We start from the raw sequence: 20,473 nt of genomic DNA on the forward strand, positions 1-20,473 counted from the left end.
CTTTTGCGGCGGAGACCTTGCTCACAGGACTCCCACGGCCGCGAGCGCGGCGCGCTGGCGCGGGGTCGGGCAGGCCGGGAAGTAGAGGTAGCAGATGCCGCCGGTGCCGGAGACCACCTTGCCGGTGGCGTTGTACCTCTTGGTCCGCAGCCAGATGTTCTCCCACTCGCGCCGCTTGTAGACCCGCCGCACCGCGTCGTTGCTCGATGAGTTCGGGTCGTTGGCGATCACGTCGCCGTCGGCGGTGAAGCCGATGACCGTCATCAGATGCCCGGCGGTGCCGTACCCCGCCCCGGTCAGCTCCTCCTTGAGGAAGGACTGGGACGTTATGGCCGGGATGCCGGCCGCGATCAGCGTCTCCAGGTCGGTGAGCGAGCCGAGCCGGGTGACGACACCCTGCATGTCCTCGAAGGTGGCCGCGTAGGCGGCGTTGAACGGCCAGTTCCCGCAGCCCTCGTACTGGTAGTCGAAGCAGAACCGGGCCGCGTGGCAGACCTGCGGGTCGGCGAACGCCGGGTCGACCCAGGCCAGCTGCTCCGGGGTGAGGCGGCTGCCCCAGTACTCGACGATCATCTGCGAGGAGGTGGGGCTGCACCAGGCCTCGCCGCCGTTGTCGTACTCGGGGTACTGGCCGACGTGGGTCTCCTGCGAGTAGCGCGGGACGGTCAGCTCCTGGGCGAGGCCGGGAGTGGAGGCCGGGACGGTGAAGCGGTCGGGGACGTCGGAGCCCATCGCGCCGGCCCGCCAGACCATGGGGGTGATCCCCGTGCCGGGCGTGCGGTACAGCGTCAGCCGCAGCCGGTACGCGGTCAGGCGCAGCCCGGTCGCCGGGTCGTCGATCGCGAACGTGTCCGTCCAGACGCTGCTCCTGCCGTCGCTCTGGTCGTCGACCGAGGTCCGCCGGATGTCCTGGTCACCGGCCGCCCAGCGGCCCAGGACGTACCAAGGGGTGGCGGCGCCGTCGGAGTACGTCCCCTCGAGTTCGATCTGGAGCCAGGTGCCGTCGGGAGTGTGCGCGTTCCAGGACGCGATCGCCTCGGTGGCGGGCACGCGGAGCCGGTGGACCGGGGAGGTCCAGGTCGCGTACTCCCAGCGCGCGGTCCGCCCGGTGTGGGGGTCCGTGTAGTCGATGGCGCCCGCGGGCGCGGCGATCACGATGCCGGGGCGGTGGCCCGCGACGGCTCGGGTGCCGTCGGCGGTCCCGCCCCGCCAGTCCGTGAACGTGGTCCAGGCACGGTTGTCGACCGTGGGGGCGACGGCCTCGCCAGGGGGCACGGGGTCGGCGGGGCTGTCGGCGGCGGCCGGGCCCGCGCCACCGGCGACGGCTGCGGCGACCGCGGCGGCGAGGACGGTTCTGCGGGACGGCTCTTCGGCTCTGCTCATGGGCGAATGACCCCCAGGTGTCCGAGTCGGGCGGATCCTGTGCACGGCTGTCCGCCAACTATGAACGCAAGGGGCAGCCTCTGCCAGCACTTCGGTCCCTGGCGTGGCTACGAATATTGGTGTCGACCACTGGCATCGACGGGAGGGGCCCGAGCACGCCAACCACCGTACGGACAGGGCGAGATGAAGGGATCGGCCCCGGTGCACACCGCCGTGACGGCATGCGCCGGGGCCGATGACGGGTCGTCAGACCAGATCCATCGCCGCGACCTCGTCGGGCCGGCCGTAGCTGACCGGGCCGTGGAAGCGGCGGCGGGCGGTGGTGAACCACCACACCGTGGCCACGGCCAGGACCACGCCCAGGGCGACCGGCGCGTAATTGAAGGAGTCGGCGGTGACCGGTGACGCCTGCGGCAGCATGAACAGGACACTGCTGAGCAGGATCCAGGTCACCGCGACGATCCCGACCGGCCGTCCCCAGCGGCCCAGATGCCAGGGCCCCGGCTGGAACTCGTCGCCGAGCCGCAGCCTCAGCAGGATCGGAACGGCGTAGGCGAGGAAGAGCCCGACGACGTTCACGCTGACGATGGCCGTGAACGCCGTGTGCGACCACCAGCCGGGTACCACCAGCGTCAGCGAGCAGCCGACCGCCAGCCACACCGCCTTGACGGGGGTGCGGGTGCGCGGCGACACCGAGTGCCACAAGCGCGAACCCGGCATCGCACCGTCCCGGGAGAAGGCGAAGATCTGCCGGGTGTTGCTGGTGAGATTGGCCAGGCCGCAGAAGAGCATCGCGCCGATCACGATCAGCAGCAGCGCCTTCGCCGTGCCCACTCCGAGCCCGTCGATGAGGATCTGCACGGGCGGTGCGTCGGCGCCCGCCACCCGGTCGTAGTCACGAATGCTGTAGACCAATGCGAGCATCAGCAGCAGTCCCGCGATTGCCGAGTAAGCGATCGCCCGCGTGATCCCCCGCGGGGCGTTGACCGTCGCCCGGACCGTTTCCTCGGACATGTGGAAGCTGCCGTCGAAGCCGGTGAAGGTCCAGCTGGTGACCAGCAGTCCGAGCATCCCTCCGTAAAGGCCGCTAGTGAAACCGGTGTTGTTCGCGAAATGCGTGACATACGAGGCCGACTGATGGTGATCGGGAATGACGGTCAGTGCGGTCACGATGACCACGAGTCCACTGAGCAGCCACCAGACGGAGATCCTGTTCAGTACGGCGACCAGCTGAACGGTGTAGGTGTTGGCGAGCCCCTGCAGGACGATGACCAGCGCCGTGATCAGCACCGTCCGGTGCCCGGTCGGCTCGTACGAGGGCCACTGGAGGGCGATGAAGGCCTGGATGAAGGTGGCCGCCGCGTACCCGGTGGCGGCTGTGCCACCCACCTGGCCCACGAAGTTCAGCCAGCCGGTGTACCAGGACCAGGCGCCCTTGTGGCGTTTGGCGAGTTTCCCGGCGGAGAAATACAGCGCGCCGCTCGTCGGATAGGCAGAGGCGACTTCCGCCATCGCTGCTCCCACGAAGAGCACCATGACGGAGACGCCGATCCAGCCGAAGACGAGAACGCTCGGGCCACCCGCGTTCAGACCGAAACCGAAGCCCGAGAAAATACCCGAGATGATGTTGATGATGGTGAAAGAGATGGCGAAATTGTCGAACGCCTGAAAGCGACGCGTGAGTTTTCTCGGATAACCCATCGCATGCAGTGTGGCGTCGTCGTCCAGTGCGGTCGGATCCACTCCCCCGCGTGCTCGGGCACGCGGTGCGGATATCCGGTGTGACACGGGCCGGACCTTTCTCTCGGTGGGGGGTTGCGGCACGTCAGGCGCCCGGCACCGGCAGCCCGCAGGCGCGGCGCGCCCGGGACAGCTGCTCGGCCGGGTCACCGAAGACGGACCAGGGCATGCGCGAGGCGAAGGGCCCCATCGCCGTGAACACGGCGCGGGCCTGCGCCTCGCACCCGCCCATGACCAGGGCATGCGCGAGGTAGGCCAGGTCGAGGACGGGAGTGAAGGGGTAGCCGGCCACCGCGGGCAGCCAGTTCTGGTGGATGTCCAGGGCGGTGGAGCGCCACTGCGGCTGCTCCCAGACGCGGTCGGCGAGCAATTGGGTGGGGTCGTAGCACTCGACCAGGGCGACGAGCGGGAGCAGGCGCAGCGGCGAGTCGGCGGGCGCCCGCTGGCCGAGGAAGGCGGCGACGTCCCAGGCGCCGGTCACCGAGCCGCCGTACCGGGGGAAGAAGGAGGCCAGAAATCGGTGGTGGGCCTCGCGGTGCCAGGGGTCGAGCGACAGGACGTGCGCGAACAGGCGCCACGGCCCGGGCGGTGCGGTGAGCAGCCCGCGCGGCGCCTGGTCGCGCAGCCGGTGCAGCCGGGCCATGGCCAGCTTCGCCACCCAGGGCGTGGGATCGCCGGGGTCCGCGGTCGTGGCCCGCTCGCAGGCGGCCAGCGCTATCCGCTCCAGCGCGTCGGTGCGCGGGTCACGGTCGTCGGCCGCGCGCAGCGCCCGCAGCACGGCGACCCGCGCCCACATCAGGGCGGCCTCCAGGCCGGGCTCCTCCGTCAGCCAGCGCTCGACGAGGTCGGAGTCGGCGGCCTCCGAGGCGAGTACGAGGGAGCGGTGGGCACGCAGCGGGAAGTCACCGCGGGTTTCGGCCAGGGCGTCGCGGGCGCTCAGATATCGCCCCGCCCGTACGTCGACGCATACGCTGGCCAGCACGCGGTCGTCGGCCGCCGGATGCCACACATACTGCCCTTCGAATAACCCCGCGGCCATGTGTCCCAGCCCATCCCCGTTACGTCACCTCACAGTTGTGCCTCTGGCACCTTACTCAGCGTGGGCCTCAACCGGAACGCGGATTCCACCCTGGTGGCCGGACTTTTTCGGCGGCATTGCGGACATCCGCCGGCTAGTTCAAAGCGACACCTTTTCTCATCCCGCCGCAGCATCCGCTTTCACCCACTACTAGAATGTTCCAACGAAATATGCCCACCCCCGCCGCACATTCAGGAAAAACGATTCACGACCTCGCCACGCGGCTGCGCCGCCTCCCCCCGTCCTGCGGCCCGGTCCGCCTCATCGGCGTCGACGGGCACGCCGGCTCCGGAAAGTCCACGTTCGCCGGGCAGTTGGCGCGGGAGCTGGACGACGCCCCGGTGCTGCACCTCGACGACATCGCCAGCCACGACGAGTTGTTCGAGTGGACCGAGCGGCTGCAGGCCCAGGTGATCTCGCCCCTCGCGCACGGCCGGACCGCCCACTACACCCCCTACGACTGGCGGGCCCGCCACTTCGGACCGCCGCTCGCGCTCCCGCCCGCCCCGGTGATCGTCGTCGAGGGCGTCGGCGCCGGCCGCCGAGCGCTGCGCCCGTATCTCGCCCGGCTGCTGTGGATGGAGCTGGCGCACGAGGAGTCGTGGACGCGGGGTCGCTCGCGGGACGGGGAGGAACAGCGGGAGTTCTGGGACGGGTGGGTCAGGGCGGAGCTCAGACACTTCGCCGACGACCCTTCGCGGCCGTTCGCCGACCTTCTGGTTCGGCAGTGCGGCAAGGGATATGAGGTGGTTCCTGGGCCTGCTGGGACTGCTGGACCGGACCAGGTCATCACAGACGGTGACGACCCATCGGCAGTGTGCTGAACTTGTGAAGAGCCGCCCCGGACAAGTTCCCGGAGTGCTTCAACTCGGCTTGACCCGGGGGCCGTACAGGACTTACGTTCTGAATGTGCGGTCATTCGAGACCGCCCGAAGACGCGAAGCCCCCGGTTGTTCCCCCGTGATCGGGGGCTTCGTTCTGCCCGGACTTCTCTTTTCGGGCGCCGAGAGGCGTGATTCGCTCACCCTCGGTCACCAATCGTGATTCCCCCGATCTGCTCCCACCTCGCCAAACGGCCGGTGCGGCACCCTGGGGCGGGCCATGCCCTCGCAGGTACGATGCCCTCGGTGCGACCTTCGTACGGCTGCTCTGCGCACCGTTGCAACTCCGGTCCGCGGTACGGCGGTTCGATCAAGGCGGCCGCCGGGCGCGCGGCCGGCCAACCGACGGGGGCACGGTTTGTGGGGGACGGGATGGACTTCGGCACGCAGGGCCCCGAGGCCCCGGCCGACCTCGCCTGGCTGCGAGGTGTGGATGCCTACACGATGGGGGCGTATCCGCAGGCGGAGGAGGAGTTCCGCACCGCGGTGAGGATCGATCCCGGGATGGCCGACGGCTGGCTCGGGCTGCACGCGCTGCGCGTCGACACGACGACCGCGCTGCTGCGGATGTACCGGCACCGGGACCGCTTCGGGGAACAGCGCGCCCGACATCGGCGCACGCTCAACTCCTGGTACTGGCTTGGCTGGTGGGTGCAGCCGGTCCTGGAGAGCCCCCGGGACCTGCTGCTGGCGCACGCCTCGCACTGGCTCGACGGCCGGCACGTCCCGGAGCTGGACCGGGCGCTCGCCGGGCTCCCGCCCGTGGACACCGACCACCAGGTCCGCTTCCTGCACGCCTGCCGCGCCTATCTGGTCAAGGACTGGGATCAGCTCGTCCGGCACACCGACCCGCTGCTCGACGATCCGATGCTCGGCATCGAGGCCGGCCTGTTCGGCGGCATGGCGCGGGTGCGGCTCGAGATGTACGGGCAGGCCGAGCCGCTGTTGTCGGCCGCGCTGATGCGGTGCCGCAGCGAGCAGCCGCAGCGCAAGGAGCTGCGCTACTGGCTGGCCCGGGCACACGAGGGCACGGGCCGCTCCGCTGCCGCCCTCCCGCTCTACCGGGCCGTGCACCGCGTCGACCCCGCCTTCATGGACACCTCGGCCCGGCTCGCGGCCATCGCCGAGGGCGACGGCTACGACGACCCCACCGACCTCGCGGCGATCACGCTCACCGGGTTCGGACAGGACATGGCCGACGGGCTCGACCCGCTCTTCGGTACCGAGGGCCGGGACCTGAAGCTGTCGGACCCCGACCTGCCACCGACGGGCCCGATTCCGTCGGTGGTGGATCCGGCGGTGCGCGAGAAGACGGCCGTGTCGTCGCAGCCGCTGCCCGCCGGGCCGACCGACCCCGCGTTACTCGAGGAGGCGCTCGCCGAGCTCGAGCGCATGGTGGGGCTTGAGCCCGTCAAGCGCCAGGTCAAGGCGCTGTCCGCCCAGCTGAACATGGCCCGGCTGCGCACCGGGCAGGGGCTGCCGGTGCAGCCGCCGAAACGGCACTTCGTCTTCTCCGGCCCCTCGGGCACCGGCAAGACCACGGTCGCCCGCATCCTGGGCCGCGTCTTCTACGCCCTCGGCCTGCTGGGCGGCGACCATCTCGTGGAGGCCCAGCGGGCCGATCTGGTCGGCGAGTATCTGGGCCAGACAGCCGTGAAGGCCAATGAGCTCATCGACTCCGCGCTCGGCGGGGTCCTGTTCGTGGACGAGGCGTACTCCCTGTCCAACACCGGCTACGGCAAGGGCGACGCCTACGGCGACGAGGCCCTGCAGGTCCTGCTGAAGCGGGCGGAGGACAACCGCGACCACCTGGTCGTGATCCTGGCCGGCTACCCCGAGGGCATGGACCGGCTGCTGGCCGCGAACCCCGGACTGTCGTCACGCTTCACGACCCGGGTCGACTTCCCCTCGTACCGCCCCCTGGAACTCACCTCGATCGGTGAGGTCCTCGCCGCGGAGAACGGCGACGCGTGGGACGAGGAGGCGCTGGAGGAGCTGCGGTCGATCGCCGGGCATGTGGTCGATCAGGGGTGGATCGACGAGCTGGGCAACGGGCGGTTCCTGCGGACGCTGTACGAGAAGAGCTGTGCGTACCGGGATCTGCGGTTGACGACCTACCCGGGTGCGCTGACGCGGGACGAGCTGTCGACGCTGCGGCTGCCGGATCTGATGCAGGCCTACGGCGAAGTGCTGTCGGGACGGGGCCCGCAGGATCCGTCGGCCATGTGACGGATCCCGCGGCCCGACTGCCCGGTCAGCCTGCCAGTGCCTGTTCCGGCTCCCCGCTGCTCACCCGCGGCGCCGTGACCCGCACCTCGGGCAGCTCCCGATGCGCCGGGTCCCGTACCTCGCCCACCAGGAGCTCCAGTACGTCCTCCAGCGCGACGAGGCCGAGGACCTTGCCGGAGGCGTCGGCCACCTGGGCGAGGTGGGTGGCGGCGCGGCGCATGACCGTCAGGGCGTCGTCCAGCGGCAGTTCCGAGCGCAGGGTCGTCATCGGATGCCACACCTGCTGCGGCACCGCACGCTCGGACTCCTCCAGGTCCAGTACGTCCTTCACGTGCAGATAGCCCATGAAGGCGCCGTTCTCCGCCGCGACCGGGAAGCGGGAGTACCCGGTGCGGGCAGTGAGCGCGACGATCTGGCCCGGGGTGACCGAGGGGCTGACGGTGACGAGGGACTCGCGCCCGAGGAGAACGTCCGTCACCGGGCGCGAGCCCAGTTCCAGCGCGTCCTCCAGACGCTCCTGCTCCTCGGGGTCGAGCAGGCCCGCCTGGCCGGAGTCCTCCACCAGCCGGTTGAGCTGCTCGCTGGTGAACACCGCCTCGACCTCGTCCTTCGGCTCGACGCGGAACAGCCGCAGGATGGCGTGGGCGACCGCGCCGAGCGCCACGGTGATCGGCTTGCAGAAGCGGGCGAACCAGACCAGGCCCGGGCTGAGCCAGAGCGCGACCTTCTCCGGCGCGGCCATCGCCAGGTTCTTCGGCAGCATCTCGCCGATGACCAGGTGGAAGAAGACCACCGCGGCGAGGGCGATGACGTAGGTGAGCGGGTGGATCAGGCCGTGCGGCATGTGGATCCACTCGAACACCGGCGTCAGCAGATGCGCCACGGTCGGCTCGGCGACCGCGCCGAGCGTCAGGGAGCAGACGGTGATGCCGAACTGGGCCGCCGCCATCATCTGCGGCAGCCGCTCCAGGCCGTACAGCACCTGCCGTGCGCGCGCGGTGCCCAGTGGTTCGATCTGGCTGCGGCGGACCGAGACGAGGGCGAACTCGGCGCCCACGAAGAATCCGTTGGCGAGCACGAGAAGCGCGGCGAAGACGAGTTGGAGGACGCTCATCGGGCGACCTCCACCATGGCGCCGGTCCGGACCAGCCGGACGCGCTCGGCGCGGTAGTGGCCGACCCGGCGCACCGACAGCCGCCAGCCCGGCAGTTCCGCCTTGTCGCCGACGGCCGGGATACGCCCGAGCAGGTCGGCGACCAGTCCGGCGACGGTCTCGTACGGCCCCTCGGGCACGTCGAGGCCTATGCGCTGGAGGATGTCGACCCGGCAGCTGCCGTCGGCGTCCCAGGCGGGGCGGCCGTCCTCCGGCGGGGCTGCGGCGAGTTCGGGCAGGTCCTGCCCGTCGTGCTCGTCGCGGACCTCGCCGACGATCTCCTCGACGATGTCCTCCAGCGTGACCACGCCTGCCGTGCCGCCGTACTCGTCGACGACGACGGCGATGGGCTGCTCGCTGCGCAGCTGGGCCAGCAGCGGCTGGACCGGCAGGGTCTCGGGGACGAGCAGCGCCGGGCGGGCGATACGGCCGACCGCGGTGCGCAGCCGGTCACCCGAACGGATCGCCAGGGCGTCCTTCAGATGGACCATGCCGACGATTTCGTCGATCCGCTCCCGGTAGACCGGGAAGCGGGACAGCCCGGTGGCGCGGGTGAGGTTGACCACGTCCTCGGCGGTCGCCGACGACTGCAGCGCGCTGACCTTCACGCGCGGGGTCATGACGTGCTGCGCGGTGAGCTCGGCGAGCGCCAGGGTCCGTACGAAGAGGTCCGCCGTGTCCTGTTCCAGGGCGCCGGCCTGGGCGGAGTGCCGGGCCAGGGAGACGAGTTCGCCGGGGGTGCGGGCCGAGGCCAGCTCCTCGGCGGGCTCGATGCCCAGCGCGCGCACGAGACGGTTGGCGACGGAGTTCAGCGCGGCGATCACCGGGCGGAACAGTCGCGCGAAGACGTGCTGCGGGCCGGCGACGAAGCGCGCGACCTGCATCGGCCGGGACACCGCCCAGTTCTTGGGCACGAGCTCGCCGATCACCATCTGCACGGCCGAGGCCATCAGCATGCCGACGACCACGGACACGCCGGACACCGCGCCCTCGGGGATACCGATCGCGGTGAAGGGCCCGCCCAGCAGCTCGGCGAGCGCCGGTTCGGCCAGCATGCCGACGACGAGGGACGTGATGGTGATGCCGAGCTGGGTGCCGGAGAGCTGGAACGACAGTTCCTTGAGCGACTCGACGACCCGGTGGGCCCTTCGGTCGCCCTCCGCGGCGGCCTTCTCGGCGTCCGTCGCCTCGACCGTGACCAGGCCGAACTCGGCGGCCACGAAGAAGCCGTTGGCGAGGATCAGGAGGAACGCGGCTGCCAGGAGCAGCAAGGGGGTGCTCATGATGCGGCCGCCCCGGTATGTCGGGAGGGGGCGGCGCCGGTACTACAGGACGATCCGTCCATCGCTGGAGGGAATCACTCCTCGGGTCGCAGGGGGGCCTCTGAGGACCGGTGGGAACATCAGTGGCGGAGGCGCCACGAAAACGCCTCCGCCAACAGATTAATCAAGACATCGCGATTTACGTCAGGGTGAACGCCGCCGAGTCAGTCCTCATGGTCCTCGGGCTCCCTGATGGAACGGGCCTCCGCGAGCGCCCGAAGGGTGCGTGCATCGGCGATGGCACGCTGCTTGGCGATGCCCGGCTGGATGCCGAGAGCAGGCAGGCTGGTGCCGTCGCTGAGGTTGAGGAACACCCAGGGGTCGCCCGGGCGGAGGTTCACCTGAAGGATCTCGGCCCAGTCGAGGCGGCGCCTGGTGGTGATGTTCACCACGGTGACGCCGGACTCGTCGGCGACGACCTTCACGCGCGCCAGCATCGCCAGCACGCCGAACATGAGCGCGCCGGTGAAGATGAAGCTGAGGCGCTCGCCGGGACCGAGCTTCTCCAGCAGCAGCGCGACGGCCGTGATGACGACGAAGATCGCGGCGCCGGCGGTGAGCAGGACGGCCCGGGTGCGGCCCGGCCGGAACGTGACGGGAAGAGCAGGCAGTTCGGACATCGGTGTGCTCACTACAGGCGGCAGGCGTGGATGGCCGTGGTCAGGATGGCCCGGGCGCCGATGTCGTACAGGTCGTCCATGATGCGCTGGGCTTCCTTGGAGGGGACCATCGCGCGGACGGCGACCCAGCCCTCGTTGTGCAGCGGCGACACGGTCGGCGACTCCAGGCCCGGAGTGAGGGCGACGGCCTTCTCCAGCTGCTCGACGCGGCAGTCGTAGTCCATCATCACGTAGGTCCGGGCGACCAGGACGCCCTGGAGGCGGCGCAGGAACTGCTGGACCTTGACCTCGTCGGCGTCCGCGCCGACGCGGCGGATGACGACGGCCTCGGACTTCATGATCGGCTCGCCGACGACCTCCAGACCGGCGTTGCGCAGCGAGGTGCCGGTCTCGACGACGTCCGCGATGACCTGGGCGACACCGAGCTGGATGGCGGTCTCGACGGCGCCGTCGAGGTGGACGACGGAGGCGTCGATGCCGTTGTCCGCGAGGTGCTTGGCGACGATGCCCTCGTAGGAGGTGGCGACCGTCTTGCCCTTCAGGTCCGCCAGGTCCTCGCCGACGGTGCCCGGCTTGGTGGCGAAGCGGAAGGTGGAGCGGGCGAAGCCGAGCGGCAGGATCTCCTCAGCGTCGGCGTCCGAGTCGATCAGCAGGTCACGGCCGGTGATGCCGATGTCGAGCTGGCCGGAGGCGACGTAGATGGCGATGTCGCGGGGGCGCAGGTAGAAGAACTCGACGTCGTTCTCGGGGTCGACGATCCGCAGTTCCTTGGACTCGCGCCGCTGCTGGTAACCGGCCTCATGCAGCATGTCCGCCGCAGGGCCGGACAGGGAACCCTTGTTGGGGACGGCGATGCGCAGCATGAGGTCGGCTTCCTTCGTTCGCTCTTACGGTGTGCTGGGTTGCTGGTGCTTCAGAGGTGGGCGTACACGTCGTCCAGGGAGATGCCGCGGGCGACCATCATCACCTGGACGTGGTACAGCAGCTGCGAGATCTCCTCGGCAGCCGCTTCCTTGCCCTCGTACTCGGCGGCCATCCAGACCTCGGCGGCCTCCTCGACGACCTTCTTGCCGATGGCGTGGACGCCCTTCTCGACGAGTTCGGCAGTGCGGGAAGTGGCGGGATCGCCGTGGGCGGCCTTGTGCTGGAGCTCGGTGAAGAGCTCCTCGAAAGTCTTCTTGGACATGGTGACGCTCAGCCTATGCCACATACGGCTTTCGTCAGCGCCAGGGTTCAGATACTGAGCGGAGGGTCGCCGCCGTGGCCACCGCGGCCGTCACCGCCTCGTGCCCCTTGTCCTCGTTGGAGCCCTCGATGCCCGCCCGGTCCAGGGCCTGCTCCTCGGTGTCGCAGGTCAGCACGCCGAAGCCGATCGGGACGCCGGTCTCGACCGAGACCTGGGTCAGGCCCTGGGTCACGCCCTGGCACACGAACTCGAAGTGGGGGGTGCCGCCGCGGATGACGACGCCGAGGGCCACGATCGCGTCGTAGCCGCGGCCCGCGAGGACCTTGGCGACGACCGGGAGCTCCCAGCTGCCGGGGACCCTGAGCAGGGTCGGCTCGTCGATCCCCAGGTCGTGCAGGGCGCGCAACGCGCCGTCCACCAGTCCGTCCATCACCTTCTCGTGCCACTGTGCCGCGATGACCGCGACCCGCAGGTCGCCCACATTGCGTACGGACAGCTCCGGTGCGCCCTTGCCGCTCACGTTCCTGACTCTCCTCGGTGTGCTCTTGCTGGGGTGTGCTCTTACTGGTTGGTGCAGGTGGACAGGGCGGGCTCGGGGGCCGCGTCCAGCCAGGGCAGATCGTGTCCCATCCGGTCCCGCTTGGTGCGCAGGTACGTCAGGTTGTGCTCGCCCGCCTGCACGGGCATCGGCTCGCGCTCGGTGACCTCGATGCCGTGGCCGCGCAGCGCGTCGGTCTTGTCGGGGTTGTTGGTCAGCAGCCGGACGCTGCGCACGCCGAGGTCGGCCAGGATCCGCGCGCCGACGCCGTAGTCGCGGGCGTCTGCGGGCAGGCCGAGTTCGAGGTTGGCGTCGAGTGTGTCGCGGCCGCGCTCCTGGAGTTCGTAGGCGCGCAGCTTGGACATCAGACCGATGCCCCGGCCCTCGTGTCCGCGCAGGTAGACGACGACTCCACGGCCCTCGGCCTGGATGCGCTCCAGGGCGGACTCCAGCTGGGGGCCGCAGTCGCAGCGCAGGGAGTGGAAGACGTCGCCGGTGAGGCACTCGGAGTGGACACGGACGACGACGTCCTCGCCGTCGCCGATCTCACCGTGCACGAGGGCGACATGCTCGACGCCGTCGACGGTGGAGCGGTAGCCGTACGCCGTGAAGGTGCCGTGGGCGGTGGGGAGATGGACCTCGGCCTCGCGGCGGACGGTGGACTCGGCCGCCAGCGGCCGCCGCTCGACCGGAGCGGGCTCCTGCTGGGGGCGCTCGGCGTCGCGGAGGTAGGTGATCAGGTCCTCGATGGAGATGATCGTCAGGCCGTGCTTGCGGGCGAACGGGATCAGCTCGGGCAGGCGCAGCATCTCGCCGTCCTCGCCGGCGATCTCGACGATGGCGCCGGCCGGGCGCAGGCCCGCGAGCCGGGCGAGGTCGACGGCGGCCTCGGTGTGGCCGTTACGCACGAGGACGCCGCCGGGCCTGGCGCGCAGCGGGAAGATGTGGCCGGGGCGGACGAGGTCCGACGGCTGCGCCTTGCCGCTCGCGAGGAGCTGGAGCGTGGTCGAGCGGTCGGAGGCCGAGATGCCGGTGGTCACGCCGTGGGCGCCCGAGGCGTCGACGGAGACCGTGAACGCGGTCTTCATCGACTCGGTGTTGTCCGCGACCATCTGCGGCAGCCCGAGCCGGTCCAGCTCCTCCGGCTCCATGGGCGCGCAGATCAGACCGCGGCACTCGCTCATCATGAAGGCGACGATCTCGGGGGTCGCGTGCTCGGCGGCGATGACGAGGTCGCCCTCGTTCTCCCGGTCCTCGTCGTCGACGACCACGATCGGGCGGCCGGCCGCGATGTCGGCGATGGCCTGCTCGACGGGGTCGAGCGACCAGTCCGCGCTGTTGTCCGTGCTGTACAGAACGGGTGCCGTGGTCATGCCGGCGCTCCTTCCAGGACGGGCCGCGCGTCCTCGCGGGAGCGCAGCCACCAGTCGCGCATGCCCCACAGGACGAGTGCGCCGTAGATGACGTAGACGAAGCCGGAGAAGGCGTAGCCGTTGGCGAAGTTCAGGGGGACGCCGACCAGGTCGACGAGCAGCCAGGCGAACCAGAACTCGACCATGCCGCGTGCCTGGGCGTACATGGCGACGATGGTGCCGACGAAGATGTAGGCGTCGGGCCAGGGGTCCCAGGACAGGGTCGGGTACGCCTTGAAGAGCAGCGCCACCGCGACGGTGCCGGCGGCGGCCGCGGCGGCCATCGCGCCGCGCTCGCGCCAGGTGGCGAACCGGACGCTGATGTGGCCGTCCTGGCTCTGCCCCTTGCCGCGCTGCCACTGCCACCAGCCGTACAGGGCGACGACCATGACGACCGCCTGCTTGCCCGCGCTGCCGGTCAGATGGCCGAAGAACGCCCCGAACAGGATCAGGCCGGCCAGGAACTGCACGGGCCAGGTCCATATGGAGCGCCGCCAGCCGAGGGCGAGGGCGGCGAGGCCGAAGAGGTTGCCGATCATGTCCGACCAGAGGATGTGCTGGCCGAACAGGACGAAGGCCTCGTAGTTCAGCGAGTTCACCGGCCCGCCGCCCCTTCGGAGGAGAGCCGGTCGCCCAGCATCCGCTCGACGTACTTGGCGATGACGTCGACCTCGAGGTTGACCGGGTCGCCGGGCTGCTTGAGGCCGAGCGTGGTCAGGGCGAGGGTGGTGGGGATGAGGCTGACGGTGAAGTAGTCGGGCCCGGCATCGACGACGGTGAGGCTGATGCCGTCGACGGTGATGGAGCCCTTCTCGACGACGTACCTGGTCAGGTCCGCGGGGAGGGAGATCTTCACGATCTCCCAGTTCTCGGAGGGCTTGCGCTCCAGTACCTCGCCGGTTCCGTCGACGTGGCCCTGCACGATGTGCCCGCCGAGGCGCGCGCCCACGGCGGTGGGGCGCTCCAGGTTGACGCGGGATCCGACGGTGAGGGCGCCCAGGCTGGAGCGGTTCAGGCTCTCGGCCATGACGTCGGCGGTGAACTCGTCGCCCTCGTGGTCGACGACCGTGAGGCACACGCCGTTGACGGCGATCGAGTCGCCGTGCTTTGCGCCGTCGGTGACGACGGGGCCGCGCAGTCGGAAGCGACAGGCGTCGTCAAGGGTCTCGACAGCGGTGATCTCGCCCAGCTCTTCGACGATTCCGGTGAACACTTCCCGGGTCCTCCTGCCACATCGGGGCACGGACTCCGGGGCTGTCGACGGACGACAGAATGAACGAGCAGGGACACCGAGGGCGACGCCGGACAGGGCTCGCCCCAAGGACGAACCGGTACGGCGGCGCGCACGAATGCCCGCCCGCCGCGCACTGCCTCCCATCCGGACTTTAACCGTCGGTCCAGGAATTTCACCTGGTCAACCGGCCGCTGGAGGCGACCGGGTCGCGGACTGTAACCGCCGGTTCGGACTTTCACCGACCCCGGAGTGCGCTGCTTCTGGTACAGAGCCAGTGTGCCACGCCCGATCGGTGTCCATACGGGCGGACGATGTGGGGTGGCTCACAAGCTCTGTCACTGGACTTCCCCGGCGGTTCGCGATGCTCCCAACTCCCTTGCGGCGAAACGGCCTTGGAATTGGTCCATACCTATTGACGCTGTGGTCTAGTCCTCTCTAGGGTGCGGGAACCCCTTCGTCCACTCGGGCCTCTTCCCGTGGAGCCACCTGTGACCGGGGTGTACGGCAGGACCTGGGAACTGCCGAGCCCCGCACAGACGGCCCGGCGGCGGTGACGACGGCCCTTGCCCGCCGCCGGGTCTCCCAACTCGCGCCCTCGGCGGCTCTGGCAGGGTGAGGGCATGACGACCGCCACCGCCGAGGTCGAGGCACACCGCGCACGGCTGTTCGGTCTGGCGTATCGCATGCTCGGCTCCGCGGAGGAGGCCGAGGACACCGTCCAGGACGCCTACCTGCGCTTCGACGGCGCCGGCCGGGACACCATCGAGTATCCGGCGGCCTGGCTCGCGAAGGTCGTCACCAACCTGTGCCTCAACCGGCTGACCTCGGCGCGGGCCCGGCGCGAGCGGTACGTCGGGCCCTGGCTGCCGGAACCGGTGGTCACCTCGGACGGCACGCTGGGGCCTCCCCCACTGCCTTAAGGGCGTGGGAGGTACCCCCAGAGTCCGCCGAACAGCGGGACGCCGTGTCCATGGCGATGCTGGTGCTGCTGGAGCGGCTGACCCCGACCGAGCGGGCCGTGTACGTGCTGAGGGAGGCGTTCGCCTACGGCCACCGGGAGATCGCCGAGGCGCTGGATCTGACCGAGGCGAACTGCCGTCAGGTCTACCGGCGGGCGGTGCGGCGGGTCGAGGAGCGGCGGGCGCGGTTCGAGTCGTCTCCCGAGCGGCAGGAAGAGCTGGTCAGGTCGTTCCTCACGGCGGCCCGCGACGGCGACCTCGGCGGGCTGGAGAAGCTGCTGGCGGCCGACGTCGTCTGGTCGAGTGACGGTGGCGGCAAGGTCACGGCGGCCCGGCGGCCGATCGAGGGCCGGGACAAGGTGTTCCGCTTCCTGGCTGGTGCGTCGCGGACGTTCCTGTCCGGCGTGGACCTCACGGCCGTCGAGATCAACGGTTCGACCGCGGTGGCCGCCTGGGCGGGCGACACGCTCACGTCCGTGGTGGCCTTCGAGCTGCGGGACGGGCTGGTCACGCACGCGTGGGCCGTGGTCAACCCGGACAAGCTGGAGTTCGTGGGGCGGCAGCTGGCGCGGGCTTAGAACCCCTGACAAAAGGGGTGGCGGATGCCTCCCGGCGTGGCGACGATCTCTCGGTATTCGCCGATGAAGGGGAAACCATGGGCGACATCGCTCCGAGGGAGCTCATCTCCCTCGCCGATGACGAGGGGAACAGCGTCACCGTCCACGTCCTGGGGCGCAACCCCACGTGGGCTGCCGGGCTCGATGCCGAGATTGTCGTCGGGACGCCCTTCGTGTCCGGCCGCCGTTACCTGGCGCTGTCCGTTTCGAAGCTGGAGAGCTGGTCCGACGCGCTGAACAGGCTGGACGCCGGCGAGGATGTCGCCTGGATGGAGATGAGCAGGGGGGCGTCCATCGTCATCCAACTCACTGGCGAGCGTGACTGTCCGGAAGTGGTCGTAGAGGACGAGTCAGGATCCATGGTCACCGTGCGCGTGCCGATCGCCCTGCCAAACGACTGGATCGCCGACCACCGACAGCGTCTGCACCAGTTGATGAAGCACTGGGTTCCGATGCTCTCCGCGTAGGGAGACAAGGCGCCGCCAGCAGATGAGCGCACATCGTTGGGGTTCTTAGGACTCCTGACAAAAGTGGTGGGCTTGACCTGGTGAGAGGTCGGTGTCGTCGCACGCGACAAACCCGGCGACGTCGGCGATCATCCCCGGGATACTGGTCGCCCATGGATGAGGTCAAAGTCGTCGTCGCCCATTCCGAGCGCGCGACTCTGCGCGTCGGTGACGTGTTCTTGAAGGTGGACGCCGATCAGGCGCGCATCGACGTCGAGGTCGAGGCGATGTCCCTCGCGCCGGTCCCGACCCCGGAGGTCCTGTGGCGCAAGCCGCCCGCGCTCGCGATCGCCGCACTCCCGGGGACGACGCTTGGGCGCCTCGGCGGGCCGTCGACCGGGTCGCCGGCGGCGTGGGCCGCGGCGGGCGCCGCCATCCGGAAGCTGCACGAAGCGCCCCTGCCGCCCCGGCCCGGCCGGGCCGGCCGGAGCATCGTCGCGCTGACGGCGGAACTCGACGACGAGTGCCAGTTGCTCGTGACGAACGGCCTCCTGCCCGCTGACCTGGTCACCCGCAACCGCCAGGTCGCCGAGGCCGCGCTCCGGCCGTGGACACCGGCGTTCACACACGGCGACCTGCAGATCGCGCACGTCTTCGTCGACGGCGACGAGGTCACCGGCATCATCGACTGGTCCGAGGCGGGCCAGGGTGATGCCCTGTACGACCTCGCCACCTTCACGCTCGGACACGAGGAGCACCTCGACGACGTCGTCGCCGGCTATGGCACCGACATCGACCTCGACGTGATCCACGCGTGGTGGTCGTTGCGAAGCCTGCTGGCAGTTCGCTGGCTGATCGAGCACGGCTTCGACCCGTTCGCGCCGGGCTGTGAGGTCGACGTGCTGAGATCCCGGATGTGAGGCTGCGCGGGCCGGTGCCGCGCCGGGCGAGGCGCGGGGTGATCTGGAACCGGCGGACCTTGTCCCGGTAGACCTCGCGGTCATAGCCGCGGTCGGCGGCCAGATACCCGGGGCGGCGCAGTGGCCGGCTGCGCTTACCGCGGTTCGGCGGGACCGCCTGGATCAGCGGCCCGCCCTTCAGCGCATCCCGGTATTCAGCACGAACAGGATCCCGCACAGCAGCCGGCAGAAGCCTCCTTCTGTCAGGAGTCGTTGCGGCACGGCGGCCGGGCGGGAGTCAGCGGCTCCCGCCCGGTCGTGGCAGTGTCAGCTTCAACGGGCCGCAGCCGAGGCGGGCGGCCTCGGCCTCGACGTAGCGGGGGAAGAGGGTGCGCAGGTCCGCGCCCATCCCGCCCTCGTTGGCCTGTACGAGGAACACCGTCGGGCCCGCCTGGCAACGAGCCCGGAAGACGCCGAGGTTGGGGCCCAGGCCGCCGTATCCGGTGGCGGAGCGCACCCGTTCGCCCTCGTCCAGCGTCATCCCCATGAAGATCGCGGCCAGCCGCGGGTCCTCCACGGTCATCAGGCGCTGCTCCCACTGCGAGCCGGTGATGCCCCGGTCGCAGGTGCGCACCGGGCCGTGCCCGTCGGTGATCATGGGGTACTTGTCCGGCTTACCCTTCTTGCGCAGGGTCAGCCCCTTGATGCCGCAGAGCGCGTCCGGCTTCTCCGTGCGGGTGTAGCGGGCGGCCTCCGGCAGGCGTTCGACCGGGTCGGCGATCGTGCCGGCGCAGCCCAGGTCCGCGCTGACCTTGTTGACGAGCTTCACGACCATGCGGGCCATCCCGTCCCGCTCCTTGGTACGCGGCTCCATGTCGCTGATCCAGCTGCCCAGGGCGATGTCCACGACGGTCGGCCCGTCCAAGTCGCCGGGGCGGCCCAGGCAGCCGTCCGGGATGGCGAGCCAGGCGCGGTTGTCCGAGGCCATGCCCAGGAGGCCGCCGCCGAGCGGGGTGAGTCGGGCGGAGAGGAACTCATCAGCCCACTTGCCGTCGTCGCCGGCCCGGTCGTCGAGGCGGTGGACCCGGGCGGTGAACGCCCATTCGTCGCCGTCGCTGTTCGTCAACTGGCAGCTGCCGGTGGGGCCGTCCATGGAGCGCGCACCGTGCAGAACGGGCGCCTCGACCGCCTTGACGTTCTCCGGCTCGCGGAACGTCGTGGCGAGGTCATCGCGGGACAGCGCGCCCCAGCACACCTCGTCCGGCGCGAACGGCCCGGCCTGCGTCTGCCAGGCCGTGCCGCCGACGCCGAGCAGCATCCCGGCGAGACCTGCGGCCATCAGCGGCCGGACCCTGCCGCGCAGCAGTTTGCGCCAGTGCCAACGCTGGCGCCGTCGGCGCCACCGCTCCCGGCGCAGGCGCCGATACCGCTCGCTGAGCAGCTCCCGATCGGCGGGCAGGGGCTGGTCGTAGCGGTTCGGCTCGTCCTGCGTGCTGCTCATCGGACGGCTCCCTCGGGGGCGATGGGGGCGCAGCCCAGGCGGGCGGCGGCCGCGTTGGCGAAGGCGGCGAGGTGGCCGGGATCGGTGGAGGCGCCCATCAGGAAGGTTGTGGGCCGGCCGGCACAGTCGGCTCTTACGATCGCATGCTTGTCGCCGATGGTGCCCGTGCCGCGCCAGCCGCGGGCCGCGGGGCCTTCACCCGCGATGCCGTCGAACACCGCGGCCAGCCGGGGGTGCGCGACCATCGCCACGTCCAGGTACGGCACGCCGCTCCGATCGCCACGGACGCTGCACGTCTGCAGGTCGCGGGTGACCGCGCCGGTCTGGTCCTCGATGTCGTCCGTGTCGAGGTGCAGGCCGCGGATGCCGCAGACGTCGTCAGAGTCGCTGAAGAGGCGCTCCTGCCTGCCCGGCAGGTCGTAGAGCGGCGAGCTGACCTTCAGCGGCTCGTCCGGCGCGCAACCGGCCGCCGCCATCCCACGGTTGGCCGCCGCGACGAGCAGCACCGCGGCCTCCCGGGCGCCGCCCAGATCGGGCGGATCGTTCTGGGTGTACGAGGGGCCGCTGGTGTACGTGCCGGACGCTTCCATGGTGACGACGGTCGGCCGGCCGTCCTGCGTATCGCAGGACTTCGGGAGCACCAACAGGCCACCGCGCCCGTTCACCGTGCCCGGCAGGCCGTCCGGGAGCGGGACCATGTCGCCGCCCAGGAAACCGTCCTGGACCATGGCGAGCCGGGCCTCCGCGGCCTTGGGGACCGCGCCGTACTCGACGGTCACCTGCTGGTCGGTGGTGACCTTGTCGCCGTCGTAACTGCTCTTGTAGTCGCTGGCGATGGCGACCTCGCACCTGCCGGTCGGGCGCTCGCGGGTGGGCGCCGTCTCCTTGCCGGTGCGTGAGCCGTCGTCATCGTCGCCGAAAGCCTCGTCGCCGAGGAAGTCCGGGCCGCTGTCCTGCTCCCATGCGCCCCAGCAGTAGCGGTCCTTCGGCCACGGCCAGGTGTCCGCCGCCCACGTGCCGAGCCCGGTGCCCGCAAGGGCGAGCACCAGCGCGGATATCAGCAACAACCGGCCGCGCCTGCTGTGCGGCAGCGCCCGGCGCAGCCGACCGGGCGCCGCGGGCGCCTCGTCTGTCTCACTCACCCCGTGATCCCCCTCCGGCGCAGGAAGGGGTCGCGAATCGGTCCCCCACGTGCGCCGTTCCCGTAACCACACACTCACCCGCGGGCACACCAAACAGCGCATGTCCTGCACGTCGGAGTGGGCGCCTGCGGAT

At 70.6% G+C, this 20,473-nt stretch carries 20 protein-coding genes and 1 riboswitch; of the genes, 6 read left to right on the plus strand and 14 right to left on the minus strand.

The window, feature by feature from the left end:
• Window positions 1-21 precede the first annotated feature (21 nt).
• The 3 genes from OG254_RS08920 to OG254_RS08930 all read right to left on the minus strand — a co-directional run bounded on the left by OG254_RS08920 (window position 22) and on the right by OG254_RS08930 (window position 4,162).
• Window positions 22-1,383, minus strand: a complete 1,362-nt coding sequence (locus OG254_RS08920; RefSeq protein ID WP_405579223.1) for a peptidase C39 family protein — start codon at window positions 1,381-1,383, stop codon at window positions 22-24.
• Between the two features lie 246 nt (window positions 1,384-1,629).
• Window positions 1,630-3,084, minus strand: a complete 1,455-nt coding sequence (locus OG254_RS08925; protein WP_405579225.1) for an amino acid permease — start codon at window positions 3,082-3,084, stop codon at window positions 1,630-1,632.
• Between the two features lie 124 nt (window positions 3,085-3,208).
• A complete protein-coding gene (locus tag OG254_RS08930; protein WP_405579228.1) occupies window positions 3,209-4,162 on the minus strand; it encodes a hypothetical protein in 954 nt (317 codons plus the stop codon).
• 209 nt (window positions 4,163-4,371) lie between these two features.
• On the opposite strand from OG254_RS08930, the gene OG254_RS08935 reads away from it, so the two are divergent.
• Entirely contained in the window at window positions 4,372-5,025 is a 654-nt protein-coding gene (locus OG254_RS08935; protein ID WP_405579230.1) for a uridine kinase, read from the plus strand.
• 429 nt (window positions 5,026-5,454) lie between these two features.
• The gene (locus OG254_RS08940; protein ID WP_351196378.1) at window positions 5,455-7,311 is read left to right on the plus strand and encodes an AAA family ATPase; all 1,857 of its coding nucleotides are present in this window, start codon (window positions 5,455-5,457) and stop codon (window positions 7,309-7,311) included.
• A 25-nt stretch (window positions 7,312-7,336) separates the two neighbouring features.
• Here the strand turns inward: OG254_RS08940 and OG254_RS08945 are convergent, their stop codons facing one another.
• The 9 genes from OG254_RS08945 to OG254_RS08985 form a co-directional block, all read right to left on the minus strand.
• Window positions 7,337-8,425 carry a hemolysin family protein gene (locus OG254_RS08945; RefSeq protein WP_351196376.1) on the minus strand — a complete coding sequence of 363 codons (1,089 nt, stop codon included), beginning with the start codon at window positions 8,423-8,425 and terminating at the stop codon, window positions 7,337-7,339.
• Window positions 8,422-9,747, minus strand: a complete 1,326-nt coding sequence (locus OG254_RS08950; RefSeq protein ID WP_405579234.1) for a hemolysin family protein — start codon at window positions 9,745-9,747, stop codon at window positions 8,422-8,424. Before OG254_RS08950 ends, OG254_RS08945 begins: the two co-directional genes overlap by 4 nt.
• A 203-nt stretch (window positions 9,748-9,950) precedes the next feature.
• A complete protein-coding gene (locus tag OG254_RS08955) occupies window positions 9,951-10,406 on the minus strand; it encodes a PH domain-containing protein (RefSeq protein WP_405579236.1) in 456 nt (151 codons plus the stop codon).
• Between the two features lie 11 nt (window positions 10,407-10,417).
• The gene (gene hisG, locus OG254_RS08960) at window positions 10,418-11,269 is read right to left on the minus strand and encodes an ATP phosphoribosyltransferase (protein ID WP_405579238.1); all 852 of its coding nucleotides are present in this window, start codon (window positions 11,267-11,269) and stop codon (window positions 10,418-10,420) included.
• Window positions 11,270-11,319: 50 nt separating this feature from the next.
• Window positions 11,320-11,592 (minus strand): phosphoribosyl-ATP diphosphatase, encoded by a 273-nt coding sequence (locus tag OG254_RS08965; RefSeq protein ID WP_048458133.1) that lies wholly within the window; start codon window positions 11,590-11,592, stop codon window positions 11,320-11,322.
• A 34-nt stretch (window positions 11,593-11,626) separates the two neighbouring features.
• Window positions 11,627-12,112 (minus strand): 6,7-dimethyl-8-ribityllumazine synthase, encoded by a 486-nt coding sequence (ribH, locus tag OG254_RS08970; RefSeq protein WP_093908860.1) that lies wholly within the window; start codon window positions 12,110-12,112, stop codon window positions 11,627-11,629.
• A gap of 41 nt (window positions 12,113-12,153) precedes the next feature.
• Entirely contained in the window at window positions 12,154-13,503 is a 1,350-nt protein-coding gene (locus OG254_RS08975) for a bifunctional 3,4-dihydroxy-2-butanone-4-phosphate synthase/GTP cyclohydrolase II (protein WP_405579242.1), read from the minus strand.
• Window positions 13,500-14,141 carry a nicotinamide riboside transporter PnuC gene (locus OG254_RS08980; protein ID WP_405579244.1) on the minus strand — a complete coding sequence of 214 codons (642 nt, stop codon included), beginning with the start codon at window positions 14,139-14,141 and terminating at the stop codon, window positions 13,500-13,502. The genes OG254_RS08975 and OG254_RS08980 overlap by 4 nt, the downstream gene beginning before the upstream one ends.
• Complete coding sequence (locus OG254_RS08985) at window positions 14,138-14,755, minus strand: riboflavin synthase (RefSeq protein ID WP_351196363.1); 618 nt, start codon at window positions 14,753-14,755, stop codon at window positions 14,138-14,140. The genes OG254_RS08980 and OG254_RS08985 overlap by 4 nt, the downstream gene beginning before the upstream one ends.
• Window positions 14,756-14,902: 147 nt before the next feature.
• A riboswitch (FMN riboswitch) is annotated at window positions 14,903-15,033 on the minus strand.
• A 363-nt stretch (window positions 15,034-15,396) separates the two neighbouring features.
• Here OG254_RS08985 and OG254_RS08990 point away from each other — a divergent pair.
• The 4 genes from OG254_RS08990 to OG254_RS09005 all read left to right on the plus strand — a co-directional run bounded on the left by OG254_RS08990 (window position 15,397) and on the right by OG254_RS09005 (window position 17,718).
• Window positions 15,397-15,696, plus strand: a complete 300-nt coding sequence (locus OG254_RS08990; protein ID WP_405579246.1) for a sigma factor — start codon at window positions 15,397-15,399, stop codon at window positions 15,694-15,696.
• Window positions 15,697-15,746: 50 nt separating this feature from the next.
• Window positions 15,747-16,313 carry a sigma factor-like helix-turn-helix DNA-binding protein gene (locus OG254_RS08995; RefSeq protein ID WP_405579249.1) on the plus strand — a complete coding sequence of 189 codons (567 nt, stop codon included), beginning with the start codon at window positions 15,747-15,749 and terminating at the stop codon, window positions 16,311-16,313.
• Between the two features lie 77 nt (window positions 16,314-16,390).
• The gene (locus OG254_RS09000) at window positions 16,391-16,819 is read left to right on the plus strand and encodes a DUF5959 family protein (RefSeq protein ID WP_405579251.1); all 429 of its coding nucleotides are present in this window, start codon (window positions 16,391-16,393) and stop codon (window positions 16,817-16,819) included.
• A gap of 152 nt (window positions 16,820-16,971) precedes the next feature.
• Window positions 16,972-17,718: a phosphotransferase family protein gene (locus tag OG254_RS09005; protein ID WP_405579253.1), complete on the plus strand. Its 747-nt coding sequence runs from the start codon at window positions 16,972-16,974 to the stop codon at window positions 17,716-17,718.
• Window positions 17,719-17,995: 277 nt separating this feature from the next.
• Here the strand turns inward: OG254_RS09005 and OG254_RS09010 are convergent, their stop codons facing one another.
• Window positions 17,996-19,198, minus strand: coding sequence for a hypothetical protein (locus tag OG254_RS09010; RefSeq protein WP_405579255.1), 1,203 nt, complete (start codon window positions 19,196-19,198; stop codon window positions 17,996-17,998).
• The gene (locus OG254_RS09015; RefSeq protein WP_405579257.1) at window positions 19,195-20,340 is read right to left on the minus strand and encodes a hypothetical protein; all 1,146 of its coding nucleotides are present in this window, start codon (window positions 20,338-20,340) and stop codon (window positions 19,195-19,197) included. The genes OG254_RS09010 and OG254_RS09015 overlap by 4 nt, the downstream gene beginning before the upstream one ends.
• Window positions 20,341-20,473 lie beyond the last annotated feature (133 nt).

Origin of the sequence: Streptomyces sp. NBC_01092, from assembly GCF_045039535.1 — a bacterium.
GTDB lineage: Bacteria > Actinomycetota > Actinomycetes > Streptomycetales > Streptomycetaceae > Streptomyces.